The organism is Flavisolibacter tropicus (assembly GCF_001644645.1).
GTDB classification, from domain to species: domain Bacteria; phylum Bacteroidota; class Bacteroidia; order Chitinophagales; family Chitinophagaceae; genus Flavisolibacter; species Flavisolibacter tropicus.
On record NZ_CP011390.1, the window covers coordinates 4,505,682 to 4,528,803 of the forward strand.

Annotated in this window: 24 protein-coding genes; 10 read left to right on the forward strand and 14 right to left on the reverse strand. The window is 41.1% G+C overall.

Annotation, left to right across the window (positions count from 1 at the left end; genetic code table 11):
• Positions 1-107: 107 nt before the first annotated feature.
• The 8 genes from SY85_RS19235 to SY85_RS19275 all read left to right on the forward strand — a co-directional run bounded on the left by SY85_RS19235 (position 108) and on the right by SY85_RS19275 (position 8,236).
• The gene (locus SY85_RS19235; protein WP_066406610.1) at positions 108-1,109 is read left to right on the forward strand and encodes an alpha/beta hydrolase; all 1,002 of its coding nucleotides are present in this window, start codon (positions 108-110) and stop codon (positions 1,107-1,109) included.
• Between the two features lie 209 nt (positions 1,110-1,318).
• Positions 1,319-2,491 (forward strand): acyltransferase family protein, encoded by a 1,173-nt coding sequence (locus tag SY85_RS19240; RefSeq protein ID WP_066406611.1) that lies wholly within the window; start codon positions 1,319-1,321, stop codon positions 2,489-2,491.
• Between the two features lie 106 nt (positions 2,492-2,597).
• Positions 2,598-2,933: an RDD family protein gene (locus tag SY85_RS19245; protein ID WP_066406612.1), complete on the forward strand. Its 336-nt coding sequence runs from the start codon at positions 2,598-2,600 to the stop codon at positions 2,931-2,933.
• 26 nt (positions 2,934-2,959) lie between these two features.
• Positions 2,960-3,844 carry an XAC2610-related protein gene (locus tag SY85_RS19250; RefSeq protein ID WP_066406613.1) on the forward strand — a complete coding sequence of 295 codons (885 nt, stop codon included), beginning with the start codon at positions 2,960-2,962 and terminating at the stop codon, positions 3,842-3,844.
• Between the two features lie 781 nt (positions 3,845-4,625).
• Complete coding sequence (locus SY85_RS19260; protein WP_066406615.1) at positions 4,626-5,576, forward strand: hypothetical protein; 951 nt, start codon at positions 4,626-4,628, stop codon at positions 5,574-5,576.
• Between the two features lie 103 nt (positions 5,577-5,679).
• The gene (locus SY85_RS19265; RefSeq protein WP_066406616.1) at positions 5,680-6,168 is read left to right on the forward strand and encodes a hypothetical protein; all 489 of its coding nucleotides are present in this window, start codon (positions 5,680-5,682) and stop codon (positions 6,166-6,168) included.
• Positions 6,169-6,327: 159 nt separating this feature from the next.
• A complete protein-coding gene (locus SY85_RS19270) occupies positions 6,328-6,954 on the forward strand; it encodes a peptidoglycan recognition protein family protein (RefSeq protein WP_066406617.1) in 627 nt (208 codons plus the stop codon).
• Positions 6,955-7,633: 679 nt separating this feature from the next.
• Complete coding sequence (locus SY85_RS19275; protein ID WP_066406619.1) at positions 7,634-8,236, forward strand: hypothetical protein; 603 nt, start codon at positions 7,634-7,636, stop codon at positions 8,234-8,236.
• 121 nt (positions 8,237-8,357) lie between these two features.
• Here SY85_RS19275 and SY85_RS19280 read toward each other — a convergent pair whose 3' ends face one another.
• The 8 genes from SY85_RS19280 to SY85_RS19320 form a co-directional block, all read right to left on the reverse strand.
• Positions 8,358-9,473 carry a TlpA family protein disulfide reductase gene (locus SY85_RS19280; protein WP_158513006.1) on the reverse strand — a complete coding sequence of 372 codons (1,116 nt, stop codon included), beginning with the start codon at positions 9,471-9,473 and terminating at the stop codon, positions 8,358-8,360.
• A gap of 373 nt (positions 9,474-9,846) precedes the next feature.
• Positions 9,847-10,440 carry a hypothetical protein gene (locus tag SY85_RS19290; RefSeq protein ID WP_066406622.1) on the reverse strand — a complete coding sequence of 198 codons (594 nt, stop codon included), beginning with the start codon at positions 10,438-10,440 and terminating at the stop codon, positions 9,847-9,849.
• A 74-nt stretch (positions 10,441-10,514) separates the two neighbouring features.
• The gene (locus SY85_RS19295; protein WP_066406625.1) at positions 10,515-11,081 is read right to left on the reverse strand and encodes a DUF4256 domain-containing protein; all 567 of its coding nucleotides are present in this window, start codon (positions 11,079-11,081) and stop codon (positions 10,515-10,517) included.
• 87 nt (positions 11,082-11,168) lie between these two features.
• A complete protein-coding gene (locus SY85_RS19300) occupies positions 11,169-11,762 on the reverse strand; it encodes a YdeI/OmpD-associated family protein (protein ID WP_066406627.1) in 594 nt (197 codons plus the stop codon).
• Between the two features lie 139 nt (positions 11,763-11,901).
• Positions 11,902-12,375 carry a hypothetical protein gene (locus tag SY85_RS19305; protein ID WP_066406628.1) on the reverse strand — a complete coding sequence of 158 codons (474 nt, stop codon included), beginning with the start codon at positions 12,373-12,375 and terminating at the stop codon, positions 11,902-11,904.
• A 210-nt stretch (positions 12,376-12,585) separates the two neighbouring features.
• Complete coding sequence (locus SY85_RS19310) at positions 12,586-13,947, reverse strand: S41 family peptidase (protein WP_066406630.1); 1,362 nt, start codon at positions 13,945-13,947, stop codon at positions 12,586-12,588.
• 498 nt (positions 13,948-14,445) lie between these two features.
• The gene (locus tag SY85_RS19315) at positions 14,446-15,045 is read right to left on the reverse strand and encodes a hypothetical protein (protein WP_066406631.1); all 600 of its coding nucleotides are present in this window, start codon (positions 15,043-15,045) and stop codon (positions 14,446-14,448) included.
• A 1-nt stretch (position 15,046) separates the two neighbouring features.
• Entirely contained in the window at positions 15,047-15,544 is a 498-nt protein-coding gene (locus tag SY85_RS19320) for an RNA polymerase sigma factor (RefSeq protein WP_066406633.1), read from the reverse strand.
• 908 nt (positions 15,545-16,452) lie between these two features.
• On the opposite strand from SY85_RS19320, the gene SY85_RS19325 reads away from it, so the two are divergent.
• Positions 16,453-16,998, forward strand: a complete 546-nt coding sequence (locus SY85_RS19325) for a GAF domain-containing protein (RefSeq protein WP_066406636.1) — start codon at positions 16,453-16,455, stop codon at positions 16,996-16,998.
• Between the two features lie 134 nt (positions 16,999-17,132).
• Here SY85_RS19325 and SY85_RS19330 read toward each other — a convergent pair whose 3' ends face one another.
• Positions 17,133-18,167 carry an adenylate/guanylate cyclase domain-containing protein gene (locus SY85_RS19330; RefSeq protein WP_066406641.1) on the reverse strand — a complete coding sequence of 345 codons (1,035 nt, stop codon included), beginning with the start codon at positions 18,165-18,167 and terminating at the stop codon, positions 17,133-17,135.
• Positions 18,168-18,964: 797 nt separating this feature from the next.
• Between SY85_RS19330 and SY85_RS25715 the strand changes: the two genes are divergently transcribed.
• Positions 18,965-19,111 carry a hypothetical protein gene (locus SY85_RS25715; RefSeq protein ID WP_158513007.1) on the forward strand — a complete coding sequence of 49 codons (147 nt, stop codon included), beginning with the start codon at positions 18,965-18,967 and terminating at the stop codon, positions 19,109-19,111.
• Between the two features lie 359 nt (positions 19,112-19,470).
• Here SY85_RS25715 and SY85_RS19340 read toward each other — a convergent pair whose 3' ends face one another.
• The 5 genes from SY85_RS19340 to SY85_RS19365 form a co-directional block, all read right to left on the reverse strand.
• Positions 19,471-19,836, reverse strand: a complete 366-nt coding sequence (locus SY85_RS19340; RefSeq protein ID WP_066406643.1) for a DUF2200 domain-containing protein — start codon at positions 19,834-19,836, stop codon at positions 19,471-19,473.
• 138 nt (positions 19,837-19,974) lie between these two features.
• A complete protein-coding gene (locus SY85_RS19345; protein WP_148661240.1) occupies positions 19,975-21,042 on the reverse strand; it encodes a toxin-antitoxin system YwqK family antitoxin in 1,068 nt (355 codons plus the stop codon).
• A gap of 137 nt (positions 21,043-21,179) precedes the next feature.
• Positions 21,180-21,530, reverse strand: coding sequence for an MmcQ/YjbR family DNA-binding protein (locus SY85_RS19355; protein WP_066406646.1), 351 nt, complete (start codon positions 21,528-21,530; stop codon positions 21,180-21,182).
• A gap of 122 nt (positions 21,531-21,652) precedes the next feature.
• On the reverse strand, positions 21,653-22,198 hold the full coding sequence (locus SY85_RS19360) for a hypothetical protein (protein WP_066406647.1): 546 nt from the start codon (positions 22,196-22,198) through the stop codon (positions 21,653-21,655).
• 176 nt (positions 22,199-22,374) lie between these two features.
• Positions 22,375-23,019 (reverse strand): SH3 domain-containing protein, encoded by a 645-nt coding sequence (locus SY85_RS19365; RefSeq protein WP_066406648.1) that lies wholly within the window; start codon positions 23,017-23,019, stop codon positions 22,375-22,377.
• Positions 23,020-23,122: the final 103 nt, after the last annotated feature.

Below are 23,122 nucleotides of genomic sequence, written 5' to 3' on the forward strand. Positions count from 1 at the left end.
AAATGGTTGGTACGCTCTATATCACTTAGTACTAAATTCGTGTAGTCGTCTAACGACAGACATTGCTCAGTTGACACTCTTTTGTACGGCTCCAAATTAACTGTATTATGAAAAAGCTAGTGTTCTTTGTGCTCCTCGGTTTTGTTCTAAACCAACAACTCGTTGCTCAAACCTGTGGCACCCGGCAGCTAGATCCTGCCATTGCTGGATTCCTGAAGATGATAGGGTATACCGACTTGACCTTGGAACAACTGCGTAGCCTACCTATTGAGCAACTTAAATTTGCAGGGCCGCCCGTAAGGCCTTATCCCCAGGAAGATGTAAAACGCATTAAGATCACGGCCGATAGCATTCCCGTACTGGTCTTTAATCCCTTGCACAAACCGAACCTTCCTATTGTGATCAATTACCATGGAGGTGGCTTTATTTCTCCTTTACTACCCGCGCTGGAATACAGCTTGTGGCAAGAAGCCAAAACCTATGGGGCAATTGTTTTTGCTGTTGATTACAGGGTGGCCCCTGAACACAAGTTTCCGGCTGCTGTAAACGACAGTTACAATGCTTTTAAATGGATAGCTGGACATGGCAGCGAACTGGGTGGCGATACCAGTCGCATAGCTTTAATGGGTAATAGCGCAGGTGCTAACCTGGTGGCGGTAATTGCTCAAAAAGCAAAGAAAGAAGGAATTAGTAGTAAGATAAAGCTGCACGTCATGAACGGGCTTCCTGTTGATTGTAGCCCTAAGAATATGGAAACCTCTGTTTCGTACCAGGAAAATGCCACCGGGTATTTCCAAACAAAGGCAGCCTGTTATTTTGCGATTGAAACCTATGCACCTGGTCAGTATACTAATCCAGAAGTATCGCCCATACTTACTGAAAACTTGCAAGGCCTGCCGCCGGCGGTTATTATCAATGCCGAGTTTGATCCACTACGAGATGATGGTATTTTATATGCTGCCAAATTAAGAAAGGCCGGTGTTAAGGTTTGGGACAAATGCTTTGCTGGTCAAATTCATTGCCTGATTGGATTGCAGCCAGATGCCCCGGCACAGAAGGAATATGAAAACATCATACGGATGGCAATGAATGAAAGCTTTCAGAAGTGACATCCTTTACCTCTAAGTGGAGCTTCACTGCTTTTACCTCATTATAGATAACGAGGCGAGGAGCAAATGTTAAACCTGTCAACAATTTTTGATAGGCAAGTATCCTATTAAACAATCCGCTAGTTTTGATATTGGCGCAGCCACTGCTCATTGGCTAGGACAGGCGCCAAATACAGCATAAAGAATTTCACCTATTTCATTAAACTAAATTGGCAACTCAACTAACTGCGTCTGCATCGAAGGGCAAACTATATGGCCTGGACCATTTGCGCACTCTGGCTATTGTTTTAGTATTGATCTATCACTACCGGATCTTTTTTCACCCGGAATGGATAGATACGGTTGGGAAGTTTGGCTGGACAGGGGTAGACCTGTTTTTTGTATTGAGCGGTTATTTAATTGCGGCGCAGCTTTTTAAGCAGATGGCAGCCGGTAAAGGCCTCTCGTTAAAGCAATTCTTTATTAAGCGAAGCTTTCGCATTCTTCCGGCTTACTTTGTAGTGGTAGCCATCTATTTTCTATTTCCCTATGTACACGAGCGGCCTGCGCTTGCGCCCCTTTGGAAATACCTGACGTTTACACAAAACCTGGGACTAGATCTGCGCACACAGGGAACCTTTTCTCATGCCTGGTCGCTTTGCATTGAGGAACAGTTCTATCTATTACTGCCCTTGATCTTGTTGGGACTAGTTTATTTCAACGCCTTAAAGAAAGGGTTCTGGCTACTCGTGGGTCTGTTCATAGCAGGCTTACTAATCCGGTTGTATTGTTATCAAGTGCTTCTGCTGCCTCAAATAGAGAATGGGGCCTTTGGTGTTTTGTGGTACAAATGGATCTATTATCCAAGCTATAGCCGGCTAGATGGGTTATTGATAGGGGTTGGTATTGCGGCCTTTCTCCAGTACAAGCCAGTGCAGGCAAAACGTATTTTACAATACGGTAATCAACTGCTGGTATTGGGCATTCTTATTTTGGCAGGTGCTTATTTTCTATGCCTGGATGAACTAAGTTTTGGTGCATCGGTATTTGGCTTTCCCTTGATAAGCCTTGGTTATGGCGTGATGGTTCTGGGAGCTCTTAGTCCGGGTAGTGTTCTGTATAACTACAACTCGCGGACGACAACAACCATTGCTACATTGTCTTATGCTATTTACCTGGTACATAAGTTTATCATTCACATTACACAAGATCAGTTGGCAAAGTTGGGTGTAGATAAGAACAGCAACTTGATGCTTGGTATCTGTGTGGTTACGGTATTGCTTGGTGCGTGGGTATTGAATCGGTTAGTAGAGAAGCCGTTTTTGAAAATGAGAGATAGGGTGTTGCAGGATAAGCAGGTTGGCAAGAAACGAAAGCTAGTAGTTAAAACAGTTGAAGAATAGATGAAGAACAAGTAAGTACTATACTCTTGCTGCCTCCATTGGTCCTTGGTATCTAGCTGCTGGTATTGTATCTTTTAACCACCAACAACCTAAAACTAACAGCACTATGACCAATTATTCTGAAGCCAGCTATGCAAAACAAGTATTTGTTGGATTAATAGATGCTTCTCTTTGCTTAACGCTTACGGTTACGTTGTCCATTACCAAGCAACCCGAAGTTCTCTATCAATTGATGGGGAATGGCAATTCCTCTCATTTTGTTTTTATCCTATTTGCTGTTTATAGGTTTGTCGCCTTGTGTTTCTTTAATCAGACCATTGGTATGCGGTTACTTCATGTGATATTACTGAATGGTGATGACCAGCCACTCACTTTCCTAGAAAAGTCGTTGGCAGCCGTTTTTATATTATTTCGTGGGACAGCCTATTACACGACTAAATAGACATAACACCAACCTACTGCAATAAAATGAAGCCAACACTTTTCTTATTGACTATTCTTTTGGCCTCGTATAACTTATTGGGCCAAACAAGTTATACAGGATATATTGATAAATACCCGATTGAGCTAGTTGCAAACATTTTTTCTGACGGAGATATAAGAGCTATATATGCTTACTCCAATTTTGATGAGCCAATTGTAATAAACGGCAAACTGCTACAGGGTCGATTGACACTTTTTGAGAAAGATAAAATGGGTAACAACAAAGCAACATTAACTTTCGAAAACTTTAATACGCAAAGTGACAAATTAGAGGGTAACTGGACTGACCTTGGCACTGGAAAGCAGCTTAAAATATCATTGACAAAGTCGTTTGCTATTGACCAAGGCAACAACATTGAATGGAAGGATAGAGAGTTGCTGCAACCAGTTTCCTTAGGCGACAACTATTTCAAGTTGATTGTTTCTAAAGCGAAAGATGAATTCTATGCAAGAGTGACTGGAATAAAAATATTGGAGAAGAAAACTGACAGGTTAATTCAACAAATTGATTTGGAATGTCAACTAATGGGTTTGAATAATGTAAACGTGGATGATTATAACTTCGATGGCATAGATGACTTTTCTGTTTTTGAAAGCAGTTATGCAGGCCCCAATACGTCAAGTTTATACTTTCTTTACAACAGAAAAACAGGCAAATATTTTGACAGTGGCTTTAGTGGAACTTCATTGGAGTTTGACAGCAAGGCAAAAAGAATTTACGAACGTAATCAATGCTGTGCAGGTGCAAGCGTGACCACTGCAGAATATAAAGTAGTTAATAACAAAATGGTCTTACTAAAAGAGCGTTGTTTTAAATGGGACGAAAAGAAGCAGGAATTAGTGGAGCGAAATATAAAAGACTGCCAGTAAAATAGTAAGATACATTCGGCTTTTATGCCGATATAAATAAAACAATGACAGGCGTAACTTACAATAAACTATTCCCTCTACAACTTTGGGTGTTAACCATTGTACTTGGGCCTATCCTTCTTTGCATTGGAGGCGCTGTATACGATATTGGCTTGTTGGATAACACAAAGAACTTGGAAGTTATTTTGCTATTTATCCCATTCGGCTTGTTCTTTTCTTTACCTACTTTTCTTGTTGTTTGCTTGGCGTATTTTCTTACACAAGAAAAACTGCCTGCCACTTTTGTGAGGTTATTATTAATAATCCTTGCAATTATAGGTGTATGTGTTACTTTTTGGTTGATAGAAGGTTCCTTAGCTATTCCATTAAGCATTACATATTCATTAACAGTGGTTATATCAAGTTTATTCTTGAAAGTTCGAAAGTAATGAGTGTTACAGCTACAATAAGTGGTTGTCACCAAGTCGGTTGCCAACAAAAACGGATTTGCGCCTTGGCTAGGTGCTTCGCTTGGAAAAAGGTTTTTAAGTACAATATTTACGGCTTTCGCTGTAGTGGTCTTTTGACAATCACACGATGTTTAGGTAACTATCATTGATATGCTGCTGTTGCTGAAAACAGCCACAGTGCTGTAGTTGAAACTAGTTTTCAGAATAGAATCAAGTGGATTTGTAGTAAGGATAAGATCGGCTAACACGATCGTAGCTGCTATAGTGGAAGGAGTGCATATCCTCAACTAATTATGTTTATTTACCTTCCACCCTTCTACCAAATCTAAATAATGTCAAGACTTACTGCCTTAAGTAATAACATTCGAATCCTTGCCGCATTACCACTTTTCCTGTTTACTGCTTGTAGCCATGTAGCTGCTGATAAAGCAGCACAAGGACCAGAAATTGACAGCTCCAAGATGGCTATCCTTAAAAAGCCTGTAGGTGCCCAGTCGTTATTGAGTAAAAGCCAGTTATTGTATATAGACAGTCTGTATGAAGCAAAAGCAGATTCAGCAGCTATCCGATCAGCCTTAATTCGGTTTGCTGTCATTAATGATAGTTTGTATGCCCACTATACCAACGTTGATGATACGGTAAGCGACTGGCGCAATTTTATAGAAGAGAAGGCTACGCTGGGTTATTCCTATCTTACGCCCGAGGTGTATATGGGCAAAGGGTATGATTCCATAACGCATACATATGGTCCTACATATGCAAGGGAGTATGTAGGACGCCATTTCCTGTCTTCCCGTAAAGTGGGCGTGGAACTTAGAATACCGTTTACTTATACAATGATCCGGAAAAAGTGGAAAGAGGGTGATTCGGTTGACCGGGCGGTCATTCACATGCCCAAACAAGGTGGAACGCTCAGCCTGCTCAATGCCGGCACTCAACCGGGTACTGTCCAGAGTCCTGAATTTTTCAATGACGTAGAGGTTCAAAAGGATTTGTGTTGGGTCTCATTTTCTGCTCATTGTTCCGAAAAGCGAAAAGTATTGGCGCAGCCAGGCAAGGATGGGACGATCTTCGCTGACGGTGACTGGGTGCCTGCCCCAGGCACTCCGCTGAACGAGGAAAACCACAAGCGTCTGACCCTTAACTCCTATAATAGCTTTTATGTTGATGGATACCTTCGAATTAAAATGGCGCCGGGTTCCATTGGTCCCTTTACGGCAACGAATAGGCCTCAGTTGGAATACATAGACGGCTGGGATTTTTTCGGAGGAGGGCCACGTTAGATTGAAGTTCACTTGCTGCTTTCTTTGGTCTTATCTTAATTCTAATTGTGGGCTCCGTAACAATGGTATATTTTAAAACGCACCAAAACGGAAACGTACTTAAATGGAAACAATACTTGAACTAACTGAAAAAGAAATTATTCAGGCGAATGCTGAATATGTACTCGGCATGTATGATATGTATGGCAACGACCAAGAGATAGTCGACATGCTAAAAATGAAAGGACTTAGTAACGCTATTGTACAAAGCGTTCTAATTGAGGTGAAAAAGCCAGCCTATATAAAACGGGTAAAACAAGCCAAAGTAATGATAGGAATTAGTTCTGTTTTGCTTCTTGTGTTCTTGGTGCTCCCATACTTATTTATACATTTTACAGAAACGGCAACATCTACACCTCCAATTCAAAGTGAGTCAATCACAGCAAATCAGACCAATGCCAGTTTCAGTTCAGGAACAGTAGAAGGCGTTTTAACTGTGTTTGCATTGTTTCTAATGCGGATTGGCTTTTATGTCATTTTACTGGGCGTCAGCCAATTGGCAATAGGGACATACTTATTCTTTAAGTATAAAAAGTTATTAAGAAACGTATAAATAACTTTTGGTAAGAATGTATAAGCCTCGATCTAGGTTCCTGCTGTGTATCCTCACTATAGCCCTGCGCGTGGGAGCTCCCCTTTAGGGGCTGGGGGTGTGCGCTAGCTCTTTTTCCTTACACGAAGTCGTAATATTGCAATCGCAAAACACGACACGATGAAACGATCTTTACCCTTAGGCTTGTTCTTGTTTATTCTTGCTGTTTCAGTTGGCTGTAAGGTGCAACAGAAAGTTTCTTTACCAAAAGATGTTACCATTGTTACCCGGAAGGAGTGGGGAGCTGAACAATCGGTGTTACCTATGCGCAAACATGTGCCGCAGCAGATCACCATACATCATACAGCTGTTAAGCAAGCGCCGGAACGTAGTCTAGCCGATAAGCTAAAAGCATTGCAGAAATTCTCCTTTAGTAGCAGTAAGCTGGCCAGTGGAAAGGTAAAAGAGCCCTGGGCCGATATACCGTATCATTTTTACATAGCAGTGGATGGCTCAATAGGCGAGGGGCGTCCCTTACAATATGTAGGTGATTCCAATACACCTTATGATCCTACCGGCCATGCATTGATTGTATTAGAAGGTAACTTTGAAAACGAAGAACTTTCCGATAAGCAATATCAAAGTTTGCAGGCACTGATTATTTCTATTGCCAAGCAATATCATATTACATCCGATAAGATATCGGCCCATAAAGATCATGCGGAAACATTATGTCCTGGCGCGCATCTCTACGCCCTGATTCCACAATTACAAAAGGCTGTAGTAGAAGCCGAACTGATGAAGTAGGTAGGGGTGTTTATGTTGTTTCCTTTCGGAGATATTAATGTGATAGCAGCTGTTTCTTTTGCAACCTAACGGTTCATTATATTCCTTTTTCAGTGTTGTGGTATAACCTAAATGGGAGTCTTTGGTGTTGTTGTGGCGGGGTTAATTTTGTATCTTTAGCGTCTTCTCTACAAGAGTTATTTCGACTCTATTTATTCCATTTTCTTTACTATCTCTAATGAACTCTTACCGGTTGTCAGGTGGCGTGGTACAGGCCAAGGAAGGGCTGTGGAAGGGCTGATGTACGGGTGAGGTACGGGTGAACCCACACGTTCCCTACTGACTTATAGGACGTTTCATAGACGTTACTATGAAGGAAGTATGACGTAAGGTGGAGGATGTCTGAACCGGGATTGGGGGAGATTTAAGGATTTGCGGGAATATGGCTGATGTAAGGATGGCTGATGGCTGATTGGAGAGGGAGAGCAGCTGCTGAAATAAATTACGCCTGCCAAAAGCAAGAGGCGTTACAGCCGGCATCCGGATGGAGCGCGCAAGAGGGCTGCTCTTCGAGGGGGCCGGCGTGTGACATTCAAGGCAATTTACATGTGTATAACTAAAGAGGCTGCGGCTTGTAAGGATAAAAAGGAAGGGTTATTTTTACTAAATAATTTAGTATTAAACTTAAACGAACAACCCTATGGCACGACAGGCAGGACCTCTCTTTATTACCGGAACGATTGACGATATGGTGTTTTACCAGATGAACGGCAAGTACTACATGCGCCTCAAAGGCGAACCCACCACTGGTACGAAAAAACGCATGAGCCAGGACGAGCATTACCCCTTGCTGTGCCTGCGCAAACGCGAGTTTAAAGAGGCATCTAAATGGGTGCGGACCTGGTACTACACCCTACCCAAGGAAGTAAGGAAGCATGGCTTGTTTGGAAAGCTTACCGGCAAAGCGGTGCGTATGCTTCGTAAAGGTGTAACAAAAGAAACGGTTAAGACCTTGCTGTTGCAGGAATTGGGACAAGTGGTGACATCTGTTGAACCGCCTGTAGCTAGAAAAATAATGAAGTCCACCAACACAGTATTGCCACCAATTTGTAATAGACCTAAACAAAAGCGTAAAGGGAAGAACATCACTCCCAGCCGCCTATCGTCCTGGCAGGTGAGTGAGCAGGGGCAGTTGCAGAAAGAGGTGGCAAAGGAGAAGGTAGTTGTTACTCAAGATAATGGTGGTACTAGCTTGTACGCCGCGCAGGGGTATTATAGTACCTGGACATGTAGTGGATGGTAACTACCGGCTAGGGATAAGTGTAGTTGGCGATTGAATTCTTGGGTAGCTGATATTTAGTGCGATATAAGAGTTTCGCCTTGGCTTGTTATGCATGGGGCATGGTGTGGAATTTTCTGTGTAATTAAAACGTCTTCATATCCTTGTATTGCTGGAACTTTGTCTCCAATTCAGTCATTTCTAACGCTTGTTTTACTTTCATAGCGTCAATGGCTTTTTGCTGGGCCTCTATGGCTTTTATTTTATTATTGGACCGCCAATACATATCGGCCATCTTGCTATACATCTCGGGCAGGTTAACAAGTTCAGGGTAAACGACATGATCAATTTCCAACTGGCAAGCTTCTGCTCCTAACTCATAAATTTTGCCAGGGATTTTCATTTTATCGGAATACCAGGCGATGTTGCCTATAATGGCATTATAGGCAGGCTCTTGGTAGGTAGGGTTCACCAATACCTCTTTGCCATATGCATAGGCCTTGTCCGGATCCGTCATAAGTAAGAAACGAAAGTTGTCATAAGCAATAAAAGGTGCATATTTCAGCTTAGGTTCCTTTCGAACCATTTCATTGATCGCAAAAAGAATGGAGTCTGGTTTAGTAACACTACCGGGTTTGAATTGATCGACTTTATACTCCATAAGTAGGGACGGCACTTCCCGATCCAGGTCCCGTAAACGCCGGTTCTCATTTAGCCTGGACGAGGCTTCTTTTATATTCCAGGTATTGTTTACGATGTTGGGCAGTACTGCAGGCAGGTCTTTAGGGTGTCCAAACCAAGCCAGCTTCCCTTCTGCGTTTACTACAAAAGTCGCGGGAATTCCCTCGTGTGCTGAAGCTTCGATCCAACCAGTAGCCATGAGATTGCTATCCTCAGTAGCCACCGGAAAATCCATCCGGCTTCCCATGCGCTCTACGACCGCTTTTATGTTCTCCAGGGTGGTGGTTTTATTTTCCATCACATCTATTGCTATAAAGGTGACGTGATCCTTGTATTCGCGGGCCAGGGTGGAGAGGTGTGGCATGGAGGCCAGGCAAGGTCGACACCAGGTTGCCCAAAACTCTACCACATAGATTTTCCCTTTTTCAAATTGTTGAACCGGTAAACCTTTAAACCACTTACGCACACGCAGGGGTGGAGCCGGGTCGCCAATGTTTAAGAAAGGGGTATTCTCATTTTGAGCATGGAGGGTTACTGTTATAGTACATAAAAATAGAAGTAAGTAAAAGCTTGGTCTCATATGGTCTTTAAGCATTGGGTTTGGTAATTACCATCACCAATAACAAAACAAATATTGCAAGCTGTATAGGAGTCTATGTTACAGGTCTTCAATAAACGTTCTGTAGTTAATTGCTGTTGGTAGTTCAAATATAATTCCTGGCATGTATTGGCACAATGCCGTATTAGTGCTATTTTCTTTCGGATAGTTTATGGATACCCAAAACAATTCCACTTACAATAAGCCAGACTATAAATGATTTTACTATAAATGTTAGTGGAGCCTGTTTGCCACCAGATGTAGTTTTAATAAGATAAGGTACATATACCAAGTTGGTACCCACGATCAAGAGGGTCAAGAAACCTATTGTTCTTAAAAATGTTTTTTCACTCATCTACCAGAATTTCCACCAAGGCTTTATTGAATTTGTTTTCGATGAGGAAGTATTGCTAACATCCAAGCTGACCTGCGTCATTTTCTTGTCTGTCCAAAGTGTTGCAGTCTCTAAATGGATTTTGTTTAAATTACAGAAGCTATCAATTCTTCTTTGTATAAACTCACTTTTAAATGACTTCCATTCTGTTTCTAAAGAAGAGGGCAGCTTGCCGTTGAAGTCCAAGTTTGTCTTGCCATTTTCAATATCTACGCACTGCTGTAGTTCTCCCATACTTTGTAGATTCTGACTGTCAATAAACATTTGTAACATTTCCTTTCTTTCCCCAAGTGTTAGTCTTGGTAAGTGTAAAATAGAAGGGTCATTAGCTTCTTGTCTGTCTATTCTATTAGACAGCTGTTTTAGTTCTTCTTTTGTATATGGCGAGTCGGAATTATTACTACTTGAGTTTGGATCCGTAAGGAAGTAATCTGTTATAAAAACTGAATAAAATTCACCGTCTCGTTTATCGAAGAAATACTGTTCAGTGATCCTGCCAACGTGCTCGGTGAAAGCAAATTCTAGCCATTTACATATGTTATTTGGAGCGCTCATTTAAATGCAGATAGTGGTATTAGAGGCAGGTTAACAGATACTGTGATTCTATCTAATATAGGTTAAAGAAAATATTAAACCCTTAACGCCCCACGAAACCCTCTGGCTGCATAATAAGAAGATGCACCATTATGATACAGGAACACTGTATCGTAACGGCGATCGCAAAAGAGGGCGCCATCCAGCTTTCGAATAGCAGCAGGTGTTTGCACCCAGCTGGATGTTTTCAAATCAAAACTTCCCAGTTGCTGTAGTTGTCTATATTGTTCCTCCGTTAAAAGCTCAATGCCCATAGCAGCTGCCATATCTAAAGCACTGTTTGCTGGCTTATGTTCTTTTCTTGAATCCAATGCTTCGCGGTCGTAACAAACACTTCGGCGGCCTTTGGGACTTTCTGCTGCACAATCAAAAAAGATGTATTCGCCTGTCTTATTATCATAACCAACAACATCGGGCTCACCGCCGGTGCTTTCCATTTCATTTAAGGGCCACAGTTTGCCAGGATTCGCTTCCAGCCTTTCTTGTACGCTAGTCCATTCAATGCCTTTATGACGGTTCTTGTTTTTCTCAAAGCGGGCTTTCAATACACTGATTAGTGTTGACTGTTGTTCGGCCGATAACTTTTTATCTGTATTTTCCATTCTCTAGCTTTTGATTGCGTATTAATCTTAAAGGAGTGCGTGAATGCAATGTGAAGTAATGATCTGTTTATTTACTACTTGAAAAGATCAATCATTTAGTCCCTTTCCATCGAGAATCTGCTCTATACAGTTTTCAACTCGTGATGCCCGGGTTTTGGATTGTTTAGGAGCAGAGAAGTGAAGCAGGTAGCCTCTTTGTCGCCCTGGTGTTAAGGCCTCGAAGGCTGCTTTTAATTCCGGCATCTCATCCAGCTTCGTTTGGAATTCTTCAGCAACAGTATAGGCCTTTGTCTTTTTCAGATCTACTTTCAGTCCGGCCTTTTCTACTTCAATGGCTTCATAGATATAAGCTTTTAGTATAGACTCTAATTCTACTATCTCCTGCAGGTTAGTGAAACGAACCTGGCGAGCGGCCTGTACGTTTTCTGTTTGTTGAATGAGAATGCTTTCGATATCCTTCAATAAAGCACCTTTATGAAATAGAAGCGCACAGTATTCTTTAAAGCCATGAATTAATACGATGTTGCTATTCTGAAAGGTGTAGCAAGGGCAACCCCATTTCAATTCTTCGGTGAGCCCACAGTCCAGAACAATTTTTCTCAATAGTTCGTATTCTTTCTTCCACTTATCGGCTTTGTTGAAGAAGAAGTCAACTTTTGGATTCATGATATTGTTGGTCATGGTGTGCTATTTAAAATGCGCCGTTTTGAACCCAATCATGCCTCAGTGCTGTGACTACGTTTCTACCTTGCGCGGGGTGAAGATACTATGTACGGCGTAAACAGTATAAGCATGACGGTTTACTTTTCGTTGGCGTTGGTTACCGATTTTTAATAGACTTAACCAATTTTATATACTTATGTTCTGTTCCTGTCCAAAAAGTGGTCTGTAAGAAGTTTTCTTTGTCTTGGTTTACAACTTGAAAAGACAATTGCGTACTGTCGTTAAATGTTAAGGCCACTTCATCAATGTCCCACCTGCGGTATTGCCATTTGCCCTTTCCATAATTTAATGTGCTATCCACTTTTGCAAATTCAAACGTATTGTCTGGGTAAAGCTTGAGAATAGCTTGTTCGGTGCTGTCCAATGTATAGCTGCCGATTAACGATTTTTCATTACCGTTCTCAATCCTGTGAAGAAGAAAAGCATGAATACAAGGAAGTAATAGCAGGATAACACCAGCCCCAATTCTTTTCATGCCCTGCCCTTTACCAGAGTTGAAGCCTTTCAAAAGCAGGATGATGCCGGTTACTGGCATTATAATATAAAGGGGTATCATCCAAATAAACTCCATGAAAATGTTTTCTGTTTGATCACTGTGAATTTAAGGTGTGGGCTTGAAAGTATTGCGTATAACATAAGGAGTGTTATACCATTAGTGACGTACTGCTTAACATTTGTGATGCAGCTGCACAAACAGTACGTTTTCCTCAGGGGCTGTTTAGATTAAGATACCATGTACACTTATATACTAAAGAGGATAAATTTTTTGCGGAATACTTGATTACAGCTTTCTAAACCTCTCAGTAAATTCGCCATGGTTTGTAACTTCAATTTGCCTTATACTTCCATTATTATTCCTTGCAAACTTTACCGAAAGTGGGCTATCTGTTGTAAAGAAGTCAGTTACTTCTGGTACCAATATTATTTTTTTTAGGTTATCATAATACATAACCAATCTAGGGCCTTCTTGTACAATCTTTATCTTTCTATAATCGCCAACATAATCTGAATAAGACTTCTGAAAGTGTTGCTCATATGGACTGGACAGCGCAATGGTTTTCTTTAAATATTTTACCTTGGAATGAAGCGGTTTAGGGTAGTCCTTTAGTGCCATTTGATACGCTATATAAAATGCACTATCTGTTGTGGTAATGATATCTGGAATTATGCCTTTTGCTTCATACGAATAATTGGCATTGGTTTCATCAAATACTTTAATGTTAGGTATAACAGCATTAAATAAATCGGTAACAAGGCCTATTGTATAACCATTACCGCCGCCGGCTGTTGGTTCTCCGATTAAAGTAGTATTTGGTTGGTAGGATTTGATTTTATAGGCAGTTAGTTCAGCAGAAGAAAAGGTTTGATGACTTGTGAGAATATAAATGTTTTTGTACCTGTTATGTTGGCTAGTGACTTTTTTATCAGTGAAGTATTTAAAAGTTTGGGATAGCTCTTTGTATATGTCATTGGAATCGCTTCGATAGTGCCGCTCGGTAGTTATAAAATAGTTGTTTGATGCAGGGGAAAAGTAAGAACATAACTTGTTGGCTTGATTAAAGAATCCTCCCTGATTGTCGCGTAAGTCAATAATAAGTGTATGCGTCTTTTTCAGGAACTTAAAAATAGTAGCCAAACGTATATTCTTTTTATTGGCTTTCTTTTTAGCAGGCATATTGGCAAAGCTTTTTACCTCCACATAACCAATGTTGCCCGGCAATTTCTTTATCTCACCATATTCAATCTTCTCACGTTGAGCGTCCTTTTTGAATCTTTTCTCATTTCTCTTGTTGCGTCTATTAAGGTGTCTGAGATTTATTTCTTTAAAGTCGCTTTCGTCAAACATTCTTGTGAAGGGAGGTGTTACAGAGATATGCAGGTCACTACTAATCCGACGTAAGTCTTTGGTGATCTCAAAAGCAAATTCGTCTTCGTTTAATGTAGAATCATATTTCCCAGCCATAAGCTTGGAACTGATGGTGTCACACATTCGTAATGCCATGTCAAATGAAAGGTAATTTCTTTTGATTTCCCTGGTCAGTTCATTAACCATTTTAAAGCGACTGGAGTCAGATTGCCCTAAAGCCAATGTAGTTATAAAGGATAGCGTAATTGTATAGAATAGCTTTAGATAAGAATCCATATTCAAAAGCAATAAAAAGGAACGTTGCTTGCTAAAGTGTAGTTTACTTAGCTCCTCGTTTGGTTATGACTTGAAGATAATTAATGTCTCGGTATTAATTTTTAGTACAAGAGGACTCTCTAGATGATGTTGTCGATTAAGCTTGTCTCGCTAAACAGTGACCTGTAGTGACGTCGCCGCTTAGATGTGAACTCAGGATCAAGTTCCGGGTGACAGCTTATAGTCGTTATGGGTTAGCAGTCTTATTTTAGGTGTGAGTCTCTGAGATTCCTCGCTATCGCTCGGAATGACAAATGCATGAGGCGTTACAGAATGCAGGCAGTTGGCTGGTGTAAGTGCCTTTCCTTCGACAGACTCAGGATCGAGCTCAGGGAGGCAAAGGGGAGAGGCGTTATAGTTAGCGGTCTGGTTGTGGGGAGGAAAGATGAAACCTGAAAGCTGTAACTATCCTCCTTTTCTCCTTTGCTCTGTGCGAAATTTTAATCTTAAAACCAGAAACTACTGCATCTGCCGAACCAGCTCTTTCAGGTGCGCAATGTGCCGTCCAAACTTTCGGTAGCTAACCGTACGGCTTATTACATATTGAAACAGGAATAAAGCGGCATAAGCGCCAAACCGGATGAAGGGCGATAATGCGTGCCATTTGTTAAGCATGCTAAAGTCCTGGATATAAGGTAATACTTCTGTTAGTACGATAAAGAACAATAGGGCTATTCTTACACCAATGATGTTTTGTCTTACTCTTGTTTCCAGCAGGGTTATTTGCTGCTCAAGGTTTGATTTTACCATACCATCCATTCCCTCCATTTTTTCTACAAGTGAATAATTAAGCCTTGCAAAAATGATTACAACTATGCAAAATGCTATGTAGAACCAGAACAGGGCGCTGGTTAGTGTTTTGTCAATATGCTGTAGGTTGGTACCAAGAATAGCAATGGGTACTACCGTCATGGCAATCATTTGCTTACGAAATGATCGTTTTAATTCGGCCACAGGGCCATAACTTTTGTTTTGAATCAGTTGCATGATATTTTGATTTTTAGGTTGCTGTGTCTTTTCCGATTGGTTCCACTGTTGCTTAAAGTCGTCAAGTTCCATATCAATTATTTTTTGTGAGTTGACGTAGTTTGTCTTTTATGCGGCTCATTTTTACGCGTAAGGTGCCTTGGTTTATACCCAGTATCTCTTCCATTTCTTCATAGGCTTTGTCTTCCATATACAGCATGACAATGGCTTTCTCTACTTGATTTAGTTGTTCAATGGCTGTATATAAAAGTTTCGATTGTTCTTCCGCCACATGGCTTGTGTTATCATCAGCATGTTGTGGAAGGGTTTCCGGCTCGTAAGAGTCTATGAAATCTTTTTGCTTGCGTAGGCCGGTTATGGCTGTATTGATAGCCACGCGGTATAACCAGGTGCTGAATTTCGACTGTCCCTTGAACTTGGGAAACGCTTTCCAAAGCTGGATGACGATCTCCTGAAAAAGGTCCTGCCGGTCGGCATCCGTGTAGGCGTATATCCGGCAGACTTTATAAATCAGCAGTTCATTCTCCCGGATATGCTTTTCAAACTGCTTTTCTATTTCGCGCTTTTGCAACGTGTGTGTTGTTTGTATAAATAGTCGTGAGAGGGATTGTTTTGTTACAAGAAGGTAGGAAATTATTTTTTAGGGAATGTCCCAACAAAAACGTTGATTGCTAACCAATACTAGTAGAAAGGCATTGTTTATAGAAAAAGGTTGTTGATTTTTATTTTTAGTGGCCTTCATTGCGTAACGAGACCCTGCCTGGGTGAGTGGTGAACAGGCTTTTCGTTTTTTAGTATTCCTTCTTACCCTTGCTTTTCAACTTTTTTCCTTGATGAAAAAAGTTGAGCAAAAAAATCAAGGCCCACCCGATCGCTCCGCGCGTTGGGCCGGCCCGCGCACAGCATCCCTCCGTTGCTTTGAGCCTAGTTTAGGATAGGTAGGTCGTTTGGAATGTATCTTTCCCAACCCTGGGTGCAGTGAGCAAGGATGGTAGTATCAGCTGCTGGTGGAAAAAACGGCAGGCGCTGTATATTCCGCCCGACTCTGATAATAAGGTGAGGCTGCCAGCACAGGGCGGGATATAAGGCGCTGAACCAGTTTGCTTATTTTGTTAAGGGGATAGAGGCTGATGATGTAGCGAACTTTGTTTTATGTAATAAGAGGAGGAATTCTACCGTTATGAGGGGTTCTTTAAAGCAACTAAAACACTCGAACACGTGGGGGCGACGCCCCCACGTGTCAACGAAAGGTGCGTTACTTTCATAATTTGACGCCATGTCCCGGCTAACTCACCAAACCTATAAGAGGAGACAGGCTAGAACCCAAAAAGCCGCATCGCTTGTCTTGCACTTGACAGGCCACTATATGATTCCATCATTTTATTGAAGAATGATTTTGGTAATAAAGCTTTAAAGGGATTAAGAAATTCAGTAATTTGATATACCATACGATATTAAACCTACCTACGCCGTTTTTCAATGATTACAGACCAGGGAAATAATTTGCTAACACAAGCGTCGGATGCTCATATTATAGCTCAAAGGGCCGTGCAGCAAGCCAATCAAATGCTGGAAGAAGGTGAACTGCAGCATAAAGTACTGACCTGTCTGATAAATGCGGCGGAAGAGATAGCCGGCGCCGACTCTGTCAGTTCCATTCTGGTGCTGGACAAAGGCGGTTTATTGCGGAATGGTTGTTCGCCTCGCCTCCCATATGATTATCTAACGGCCATTGACGGCTTGAAACCCAATCCGCTGTTGGGTACCTGTGCCTCGGCGGCGGCCACGGGTACAATGGTGATAACAAAAGATTTTAAGTCGGATGATAAATGGGCTGAATTACGCCACCTGCCACTGGCGCTTGGCTTTGTTGGGGCCTGGAGTATGCCTATTAAAACAGCCGAAGGAAAAGTGTTGGGAACCTTTGGTACCTATTTTAGGCAAAATCGCGAACCATCACCGGAAGAGATCAGTAGCGTTCAACTCCTTGCCGATACAGCGGTAAAAGTCTTGTGCGTAGTGTGATGTGTTGTGGCCTCTTACTATTTGTAGTATTCTTCAAATCATAAACGACTGTTATCCCGAAATTGCAACTTCAGACTTGGATGCTTTGCGGAATACCGACAATGATCAGGCTGTATGTGTTGCCAGGTTTATAGTCATAGGCTACGAATATCACTCACACTGAAAAGCTCCACTTCTGTTTCTTTGCCACGAAGTGTTGTTGCACCTATTCGTTCCCAGAGGAAACCATTCATCGATTTGAGCTGGTTCATCAGTATTCCGGAAACCAGGCACTCACATTGGTATTGCCTGCAGGCATCCCGGATTCTGGCGGTTGTATTGAGCACATCGCCGTTATAGACAATCTCCTGTTTTAGATCGCCTATTTGTGCGCTAATGACTTTTCCAAAATGCAATCCTGCTTTGAAGGTTGGCTGTACACCAAACTTTTTCAGGTAATGACTGCTATTTCGGTGCAGGTTTTCCTGGAATAGAAAAAAGGTTTTTAGGCAATTCGCATTTTCCAGACCCTGCTTTACCTCCCATGTAAGAACAACTTCATCTCCCACATACTGATAGATCTCCGCTTTTGTTTGAAGTACGGGTTGAGAAATTTCATGGAAAAGCTCATTCAGCAAAGCGTAAAAACGTACATGTCCTAGTTGTTCTGCAATAGTTGTGGATGAATTCATATCAAGGAACATAAAGATTCGTTCCTCCTCGTGGGGCTTGTGGTATTTGCCACTAATGAATTTCCATAATATCCCTTCACCCAGCAGGCGGTTGAGATGCAGAAAGAAAACAAGCAAACTATAAATGGCTAGTGTATAAACCACTAATATCAATTGATCTAAAGAGGCCAGCGATACAAAGAGCTCACTGATTTTGCGATGTTCAAAAAGGCCCGCAATAAACATCATGATAACACTGACAACATAAATGGCGGCCGTATATAGTAGTATCTTAAATAACGTGATCTTGGTGAATGACCAGTGTTGAAACCGTCGTTCGGTCTTTGGGAACAGAAATAGCTCCAATAAGCCAAAGACCAAGCCTAGTGGCAGTCCGACCAACACACTTCTATGATCGAGGTGCTTTTCATTTATAAGTTGATAGATCACCCCGGCAAAACCTGTAAATAGGCAAATGAAGGCCAGCGTTCTAAGCGTTCTGACGCGATTGGGTTGCATATGTCAGAATTAATGGTAGAGAAATTATCATTCTCGCTAGGGTATGAAGTGCCGTTCGACTATAATGAAGGTAGATAAAGTTGTTGTGTTAAATAAGTATTCTGCTTTCACATGTCTGCATCCCGGTTTTTGGGAGATAAAAGAAACGTTGGCTGGAACAACGAAAGGCCGGTTGCAGTCATAATCAAACGCCGTGTCCCTGTAAACGCAACAAGCCTATGAGAGGAGCCAAAGCTAGTGCCAGGAAAGAGTGTGCAATGCTGCACTATTAAGTTGATGATCGTTACTTAATAAAGGAAGCTTTTAATGACCGCTTGCTTCGTTTCACGTTCAAAAAAAGTCAATTCATTCAATACGCTTAGCGCATCAGTGTTTGCTGTTACTATTTTTGTGTGGACCTAAATGGATTGTGTGTGTAAGACTGACGTTCAGTTGCCGTTGTTGGACGGTAGTTCTTGTAGAGGCACTATTCACCGGATATGCTTTGTTGAATAGGATTTACAGCTTCAAGTGCTGTTTTTAAAAAGGGCAGCTCCACTTATTCGACACCTCTATAAAGCATTCGGTCGTTGTCACCATTTATATAGAATGAGGTTGCGCTGATGAAGATCAAAGGCTGCTGTTGCTGCTTTTGTGCTTAATGGTATTCAAACGTATTTGTTTGACTATACCAGTGTATCGATTTGCTATACTATGAAATGTGTGGCTTTCTGTTGACCTTAAAATTAATCTGTAATAAGCTATCAATTATTTAAATGCGCCCGCACAAAGGGCATATAGATGAAAACATACCTTTTATGAAAATTAAACAAACTTTAGATTTACGCATTGTAGCGGCTTCTCTTATCATCGCGGTTTTAGTAATTGCTTCCTCCTGTGCTTCTGCAAAAGGCTATACCGGCAGAAGGGGTGGGTGTAATGCTACGCGGTATACTATTCTGTAACATACCGGCTAGAGACAGCGCGGCGAGAGCCAGGCTGGTGAGTGGTGAGTGAGGGAAGCTGCAAGCTGTACGCTACACGCTGCAAGCAGAAAACAGCCTGTCGTGAAAGAGCCAGGCGCACGCCCCCAGCCCCTAAAGGGGAACGCCCGCGCACATAAGAGCAAATACTTTTAAAATATAAAAGCACTCCGTTAGTGGAGTGCTTTTATATTTATCAATTCATCTTTTCTTAATTGAACATTGAAAGTTGGATCTAGGATTGAGTATTGAACATTTCCTCCTCTTCTATGTGTTTCTTCCTGTCTTTCAACTTTTGTTTCAGAGGTGAATGGTGGTTATTCAACTGTTTGCAAGCTGCTCTATGCCATTCGTAAGATCTTCTCCATCTTACGGCCTTTCGCTAATTCGTCTACCAGCTTATCTAGATATCGTACCTGCTTTGTTAATGGGTTTTCAATTTCTTCAATCCTGTAGCCACAGATGACACCGGTAACGAGGTGGGCATTTGGATTAAGAGTAGCTTGCTGAAAGAATTGTTCAAACGTTAGTTTCTTTTCTATGATCTCTTGTAGTTTCTGTTCATCAAAACCCGTTAGCCATTCAATGACCTGGTGCAATTCTTCTTTGGTTCTTCCTTTCTTCTCGGCTTTTGCCACATAATGTGGATATACAGAGGCGAATGTCATTTTTGCAATACGCTCATCGTGATTGTTTGTATTGTTCATAGCTTGTATTTTCTACGCTGTTATAGGTGTTTCTCTTGGTTTCGGTGTTGCAGCTGCTCCAACACCGAAATTAATAAAAGCGAGACAAGGAAAGAATGGCAAGACTTTATATCAATATTTTGTTAGCAACAGGTTGTATCAATTAATCTCAAGACTTACAATCTGTGGTTGTATTGTTGGCTTGCCGTTTACTTTCATTGGCGTCCAATTTTCCATTGTCTGTAAAACTTCAATTAAATCTAATTCGTGGCCAATTCTAGATAGTGGTCTAAAATTAGTCATCTTGCCATCTTTGTCAATTATTATCCCAATTCTAATAATCCCCCGGTTGAGTATTGGTCCGGTGAGTACTATTCTTTTCCTTATCTGTTCATAAAATCTATTCATTCCACCTGGGTACTTCGCATATTCCAGGTTGTTCTTTTGAATTTTATAGCAGCGGCTCATCTGGAATTGTTCTGCTGTCAAAAACGCTGGAGTTTTCTCAATGGAACAATACTGGGTGTCTTTGTATGATTCGGTTCCTGAAGCCACTGAAATCATTTTCCCGCTAATAAACTTCCCTTCTTTGTATTTTTCAATATTGGTCGTCATGTTTCGAGAAGGCAATGTGTTTTTCCATGTTCCATTTTTTCGTCCATTAAGAACTTCCCCCGAAGTTTTTATGAATTCATCTGAAGGTGTATAACTATACCATTCACCATTTCCAGACTCTACCAATTTCTTTCCTTCTTTATTCCAAAATTCCATAATTAGAATTTCATTGTCCTGAAAGTCCAGTATCTGGCGCTTGGTGCCGTCCTCATAGAAATATTCCCAAATCCCAGTTTTTTTATCATTTACATACTTGCCAGATTGTTCAAGTTGCCCGTTTGGGAAGTAGATATTAAATAAACCTTCCTTATTCCCCTTTGTATAATTCCCTTCAATGGCTATTGTACTGTCGTGAGCATAATAGTCAACAAAGTTTCCAGTAAAAGTTAATAGGACTGTGTCCATTCTTGAGATCCTGAAAATTGTACCGCAAACAGGCTTTACTAATTGCCATCTGTCATTGTAATAAAATACCAGCGTGTCAGAACCCCTTTGTCGAATGACTTCATATATTGAAGTTGGACGTGCTTCAAAATTTGCTGAGTCATTAGTTTGGGAATACAGGTTGTTAAACAATAAAACAAAGGATATTAATAGTAGGAGTCTTTTCATAAGTTAATTGTCTCTTTACGACGTTGTTGGTATTCCTATTGGCTTTGTGTTGTATCTGCACCAACACCGAAATTAAGGAAAGCTGCACAAGGAAAGGCTGATGATACTTTATATCGGGTAGTTGGCGGGGCATTGTTTTATTCGTTATCATAAGGCCTAACTTGGTCAGCCAGTTTTTTAGGGGCTACTTCACAATAGGCGCATGTCAATGCGTCTGAGAATAGGTCTTTATTAACTTTATTCATTTCAATAAGTGTCCAACCTTGCTTGCCCCATTTGTTGTTAACTGGATAAATAATTGTCTTGTCAGCAGCCGAAAAAACATTCTGATCTATCTCTGATAGTTTTATACAAGCTCTTTTGTTTTGGTTGTCATAAGTTGCAAATATTTTCTTTTTCACTCTGAAAGAAGTCTTTTCAAAATGAGGATCTTCTGTCACTTCTGGAAATGAAAGAGCAATGGTTCTATAGGTGTCAAAGCTTATCATTAATTGTCCATTTTTCAATGCTTTCTACAAAACATCATCCCTTCAGTGTTAACCTATCTAATTGGCTGAAACATGGCGTAAAAGGCTGTATTGAGGAAAATACAGCCTTATGTGTTTTCAGGCTATGATTTCAGGCTTAAAATCTGGCGGAATACTGGTTGGATCTGGCCATTATGTTTGATCTTTTTTGTAGACCTGAGTTCTACCATCATGGCCCTACCGTCCACCTCCCCAGAAACGACGATAGCATACCATTTGTGGTTTTCTTTTGTTTCACAGCTAATGGCATATCCTGATACTTCTTTGCCCAACAAATAACAAGTGATTGGCTCTTTTTTAAACGTTTTCTGTTGCTGCTGCATTTGTGAGGCGAAGCTCTCCACATTCCAAGCTGCAACTTTCAGATTTTGCATATAATCCCAGGATAGTCCTGTGCCGTTATCGCAACCCAGTTGATCCGGCTTGGATACATAGGAGCAGCAATTTGATTGATCCTTGCCCTCACAATCTCTTGGTATGGCGTAGGTTTTACCTGCAAAAACAAAGCTGTCTTTCCGGGTAATTTGTTTTGATGTTGTACTGTCGGTTAAGAGAGCGTTACTGTTAGCTTCCTGACTAAAGGCCGCAGTGAAGGTTAAACAAAGAAATGTTGTTAATAAATGTCTCATATGCAGTAGTTATTGGTTAGTGTACTAATTAGTGCATAACGGAAGTGAGCCTGCCGACTATGGTAATAGTCAGTGCTGCATCTGTTTGTTTGCAGTTTGAAGATAAGTAGAAATAGGGTTGTAAAGAATGCATAGATAAAGGGATTTCCCTTTTAGACGTTAAAGGCATTTCGCTTTTAGCAAGTGAGGCCATAACCTATAGTCATGCGATTATTATATCTCCATCTTATCCATCCAGACTTGATAGGTCTTTTGCTTTCATTACATTCCAATGTCTCGTTGGTTCTTACCCTCATCCATTCTCCTTTTATTTCCAACACCTCAAAACAATCTGCCTGTTCCATCTTCTTGATGGTTTTGGCACCATCTGATGGAGCTAATTTTACATCCAAGTTGAATTCAGTAAGCTTTTCAATAGCAGTTGTTTCCTTCAATAAAAAGGCAGGCCACTTTACCACTTGCTTAATGGGCTCCGATTTCGTCCACATTGTTCTACCTGATTCATTATTGACAACTACTTTATGCCATTTGCCGATACTCGTATCCAAACGGATGATGAATATGCTGTAGTCCAGCCAAAGGCCCTCTGGCTGAAACCAGGAAGCAACCTGCGTGCTGTTTTTAATTAAATACTCGCCTTGTTTATCCTGTATCACCGAAACAGTTCCTGCAGGAGTTTTCTGCAGCGTATCAGCGTAAAAATAAAGTGTAGGCTTTTTGTAAAAATCAATTTTAAGAACGCCCAAGCCTAAGTTAATGTTCTTCTGACCGAATGCTAGTAGGGGAGCTAGAAAGAAAAGTATTGACAAAAAGTGTTTCATAGAAGATGGTAAAATGAGTTTCAACTAACGGAAGGGAACACTGCACTGTAGCACCATCCGTGCTTCTTAGTTGGTTTACTCAATGAAGATAATTAAAGCTTTG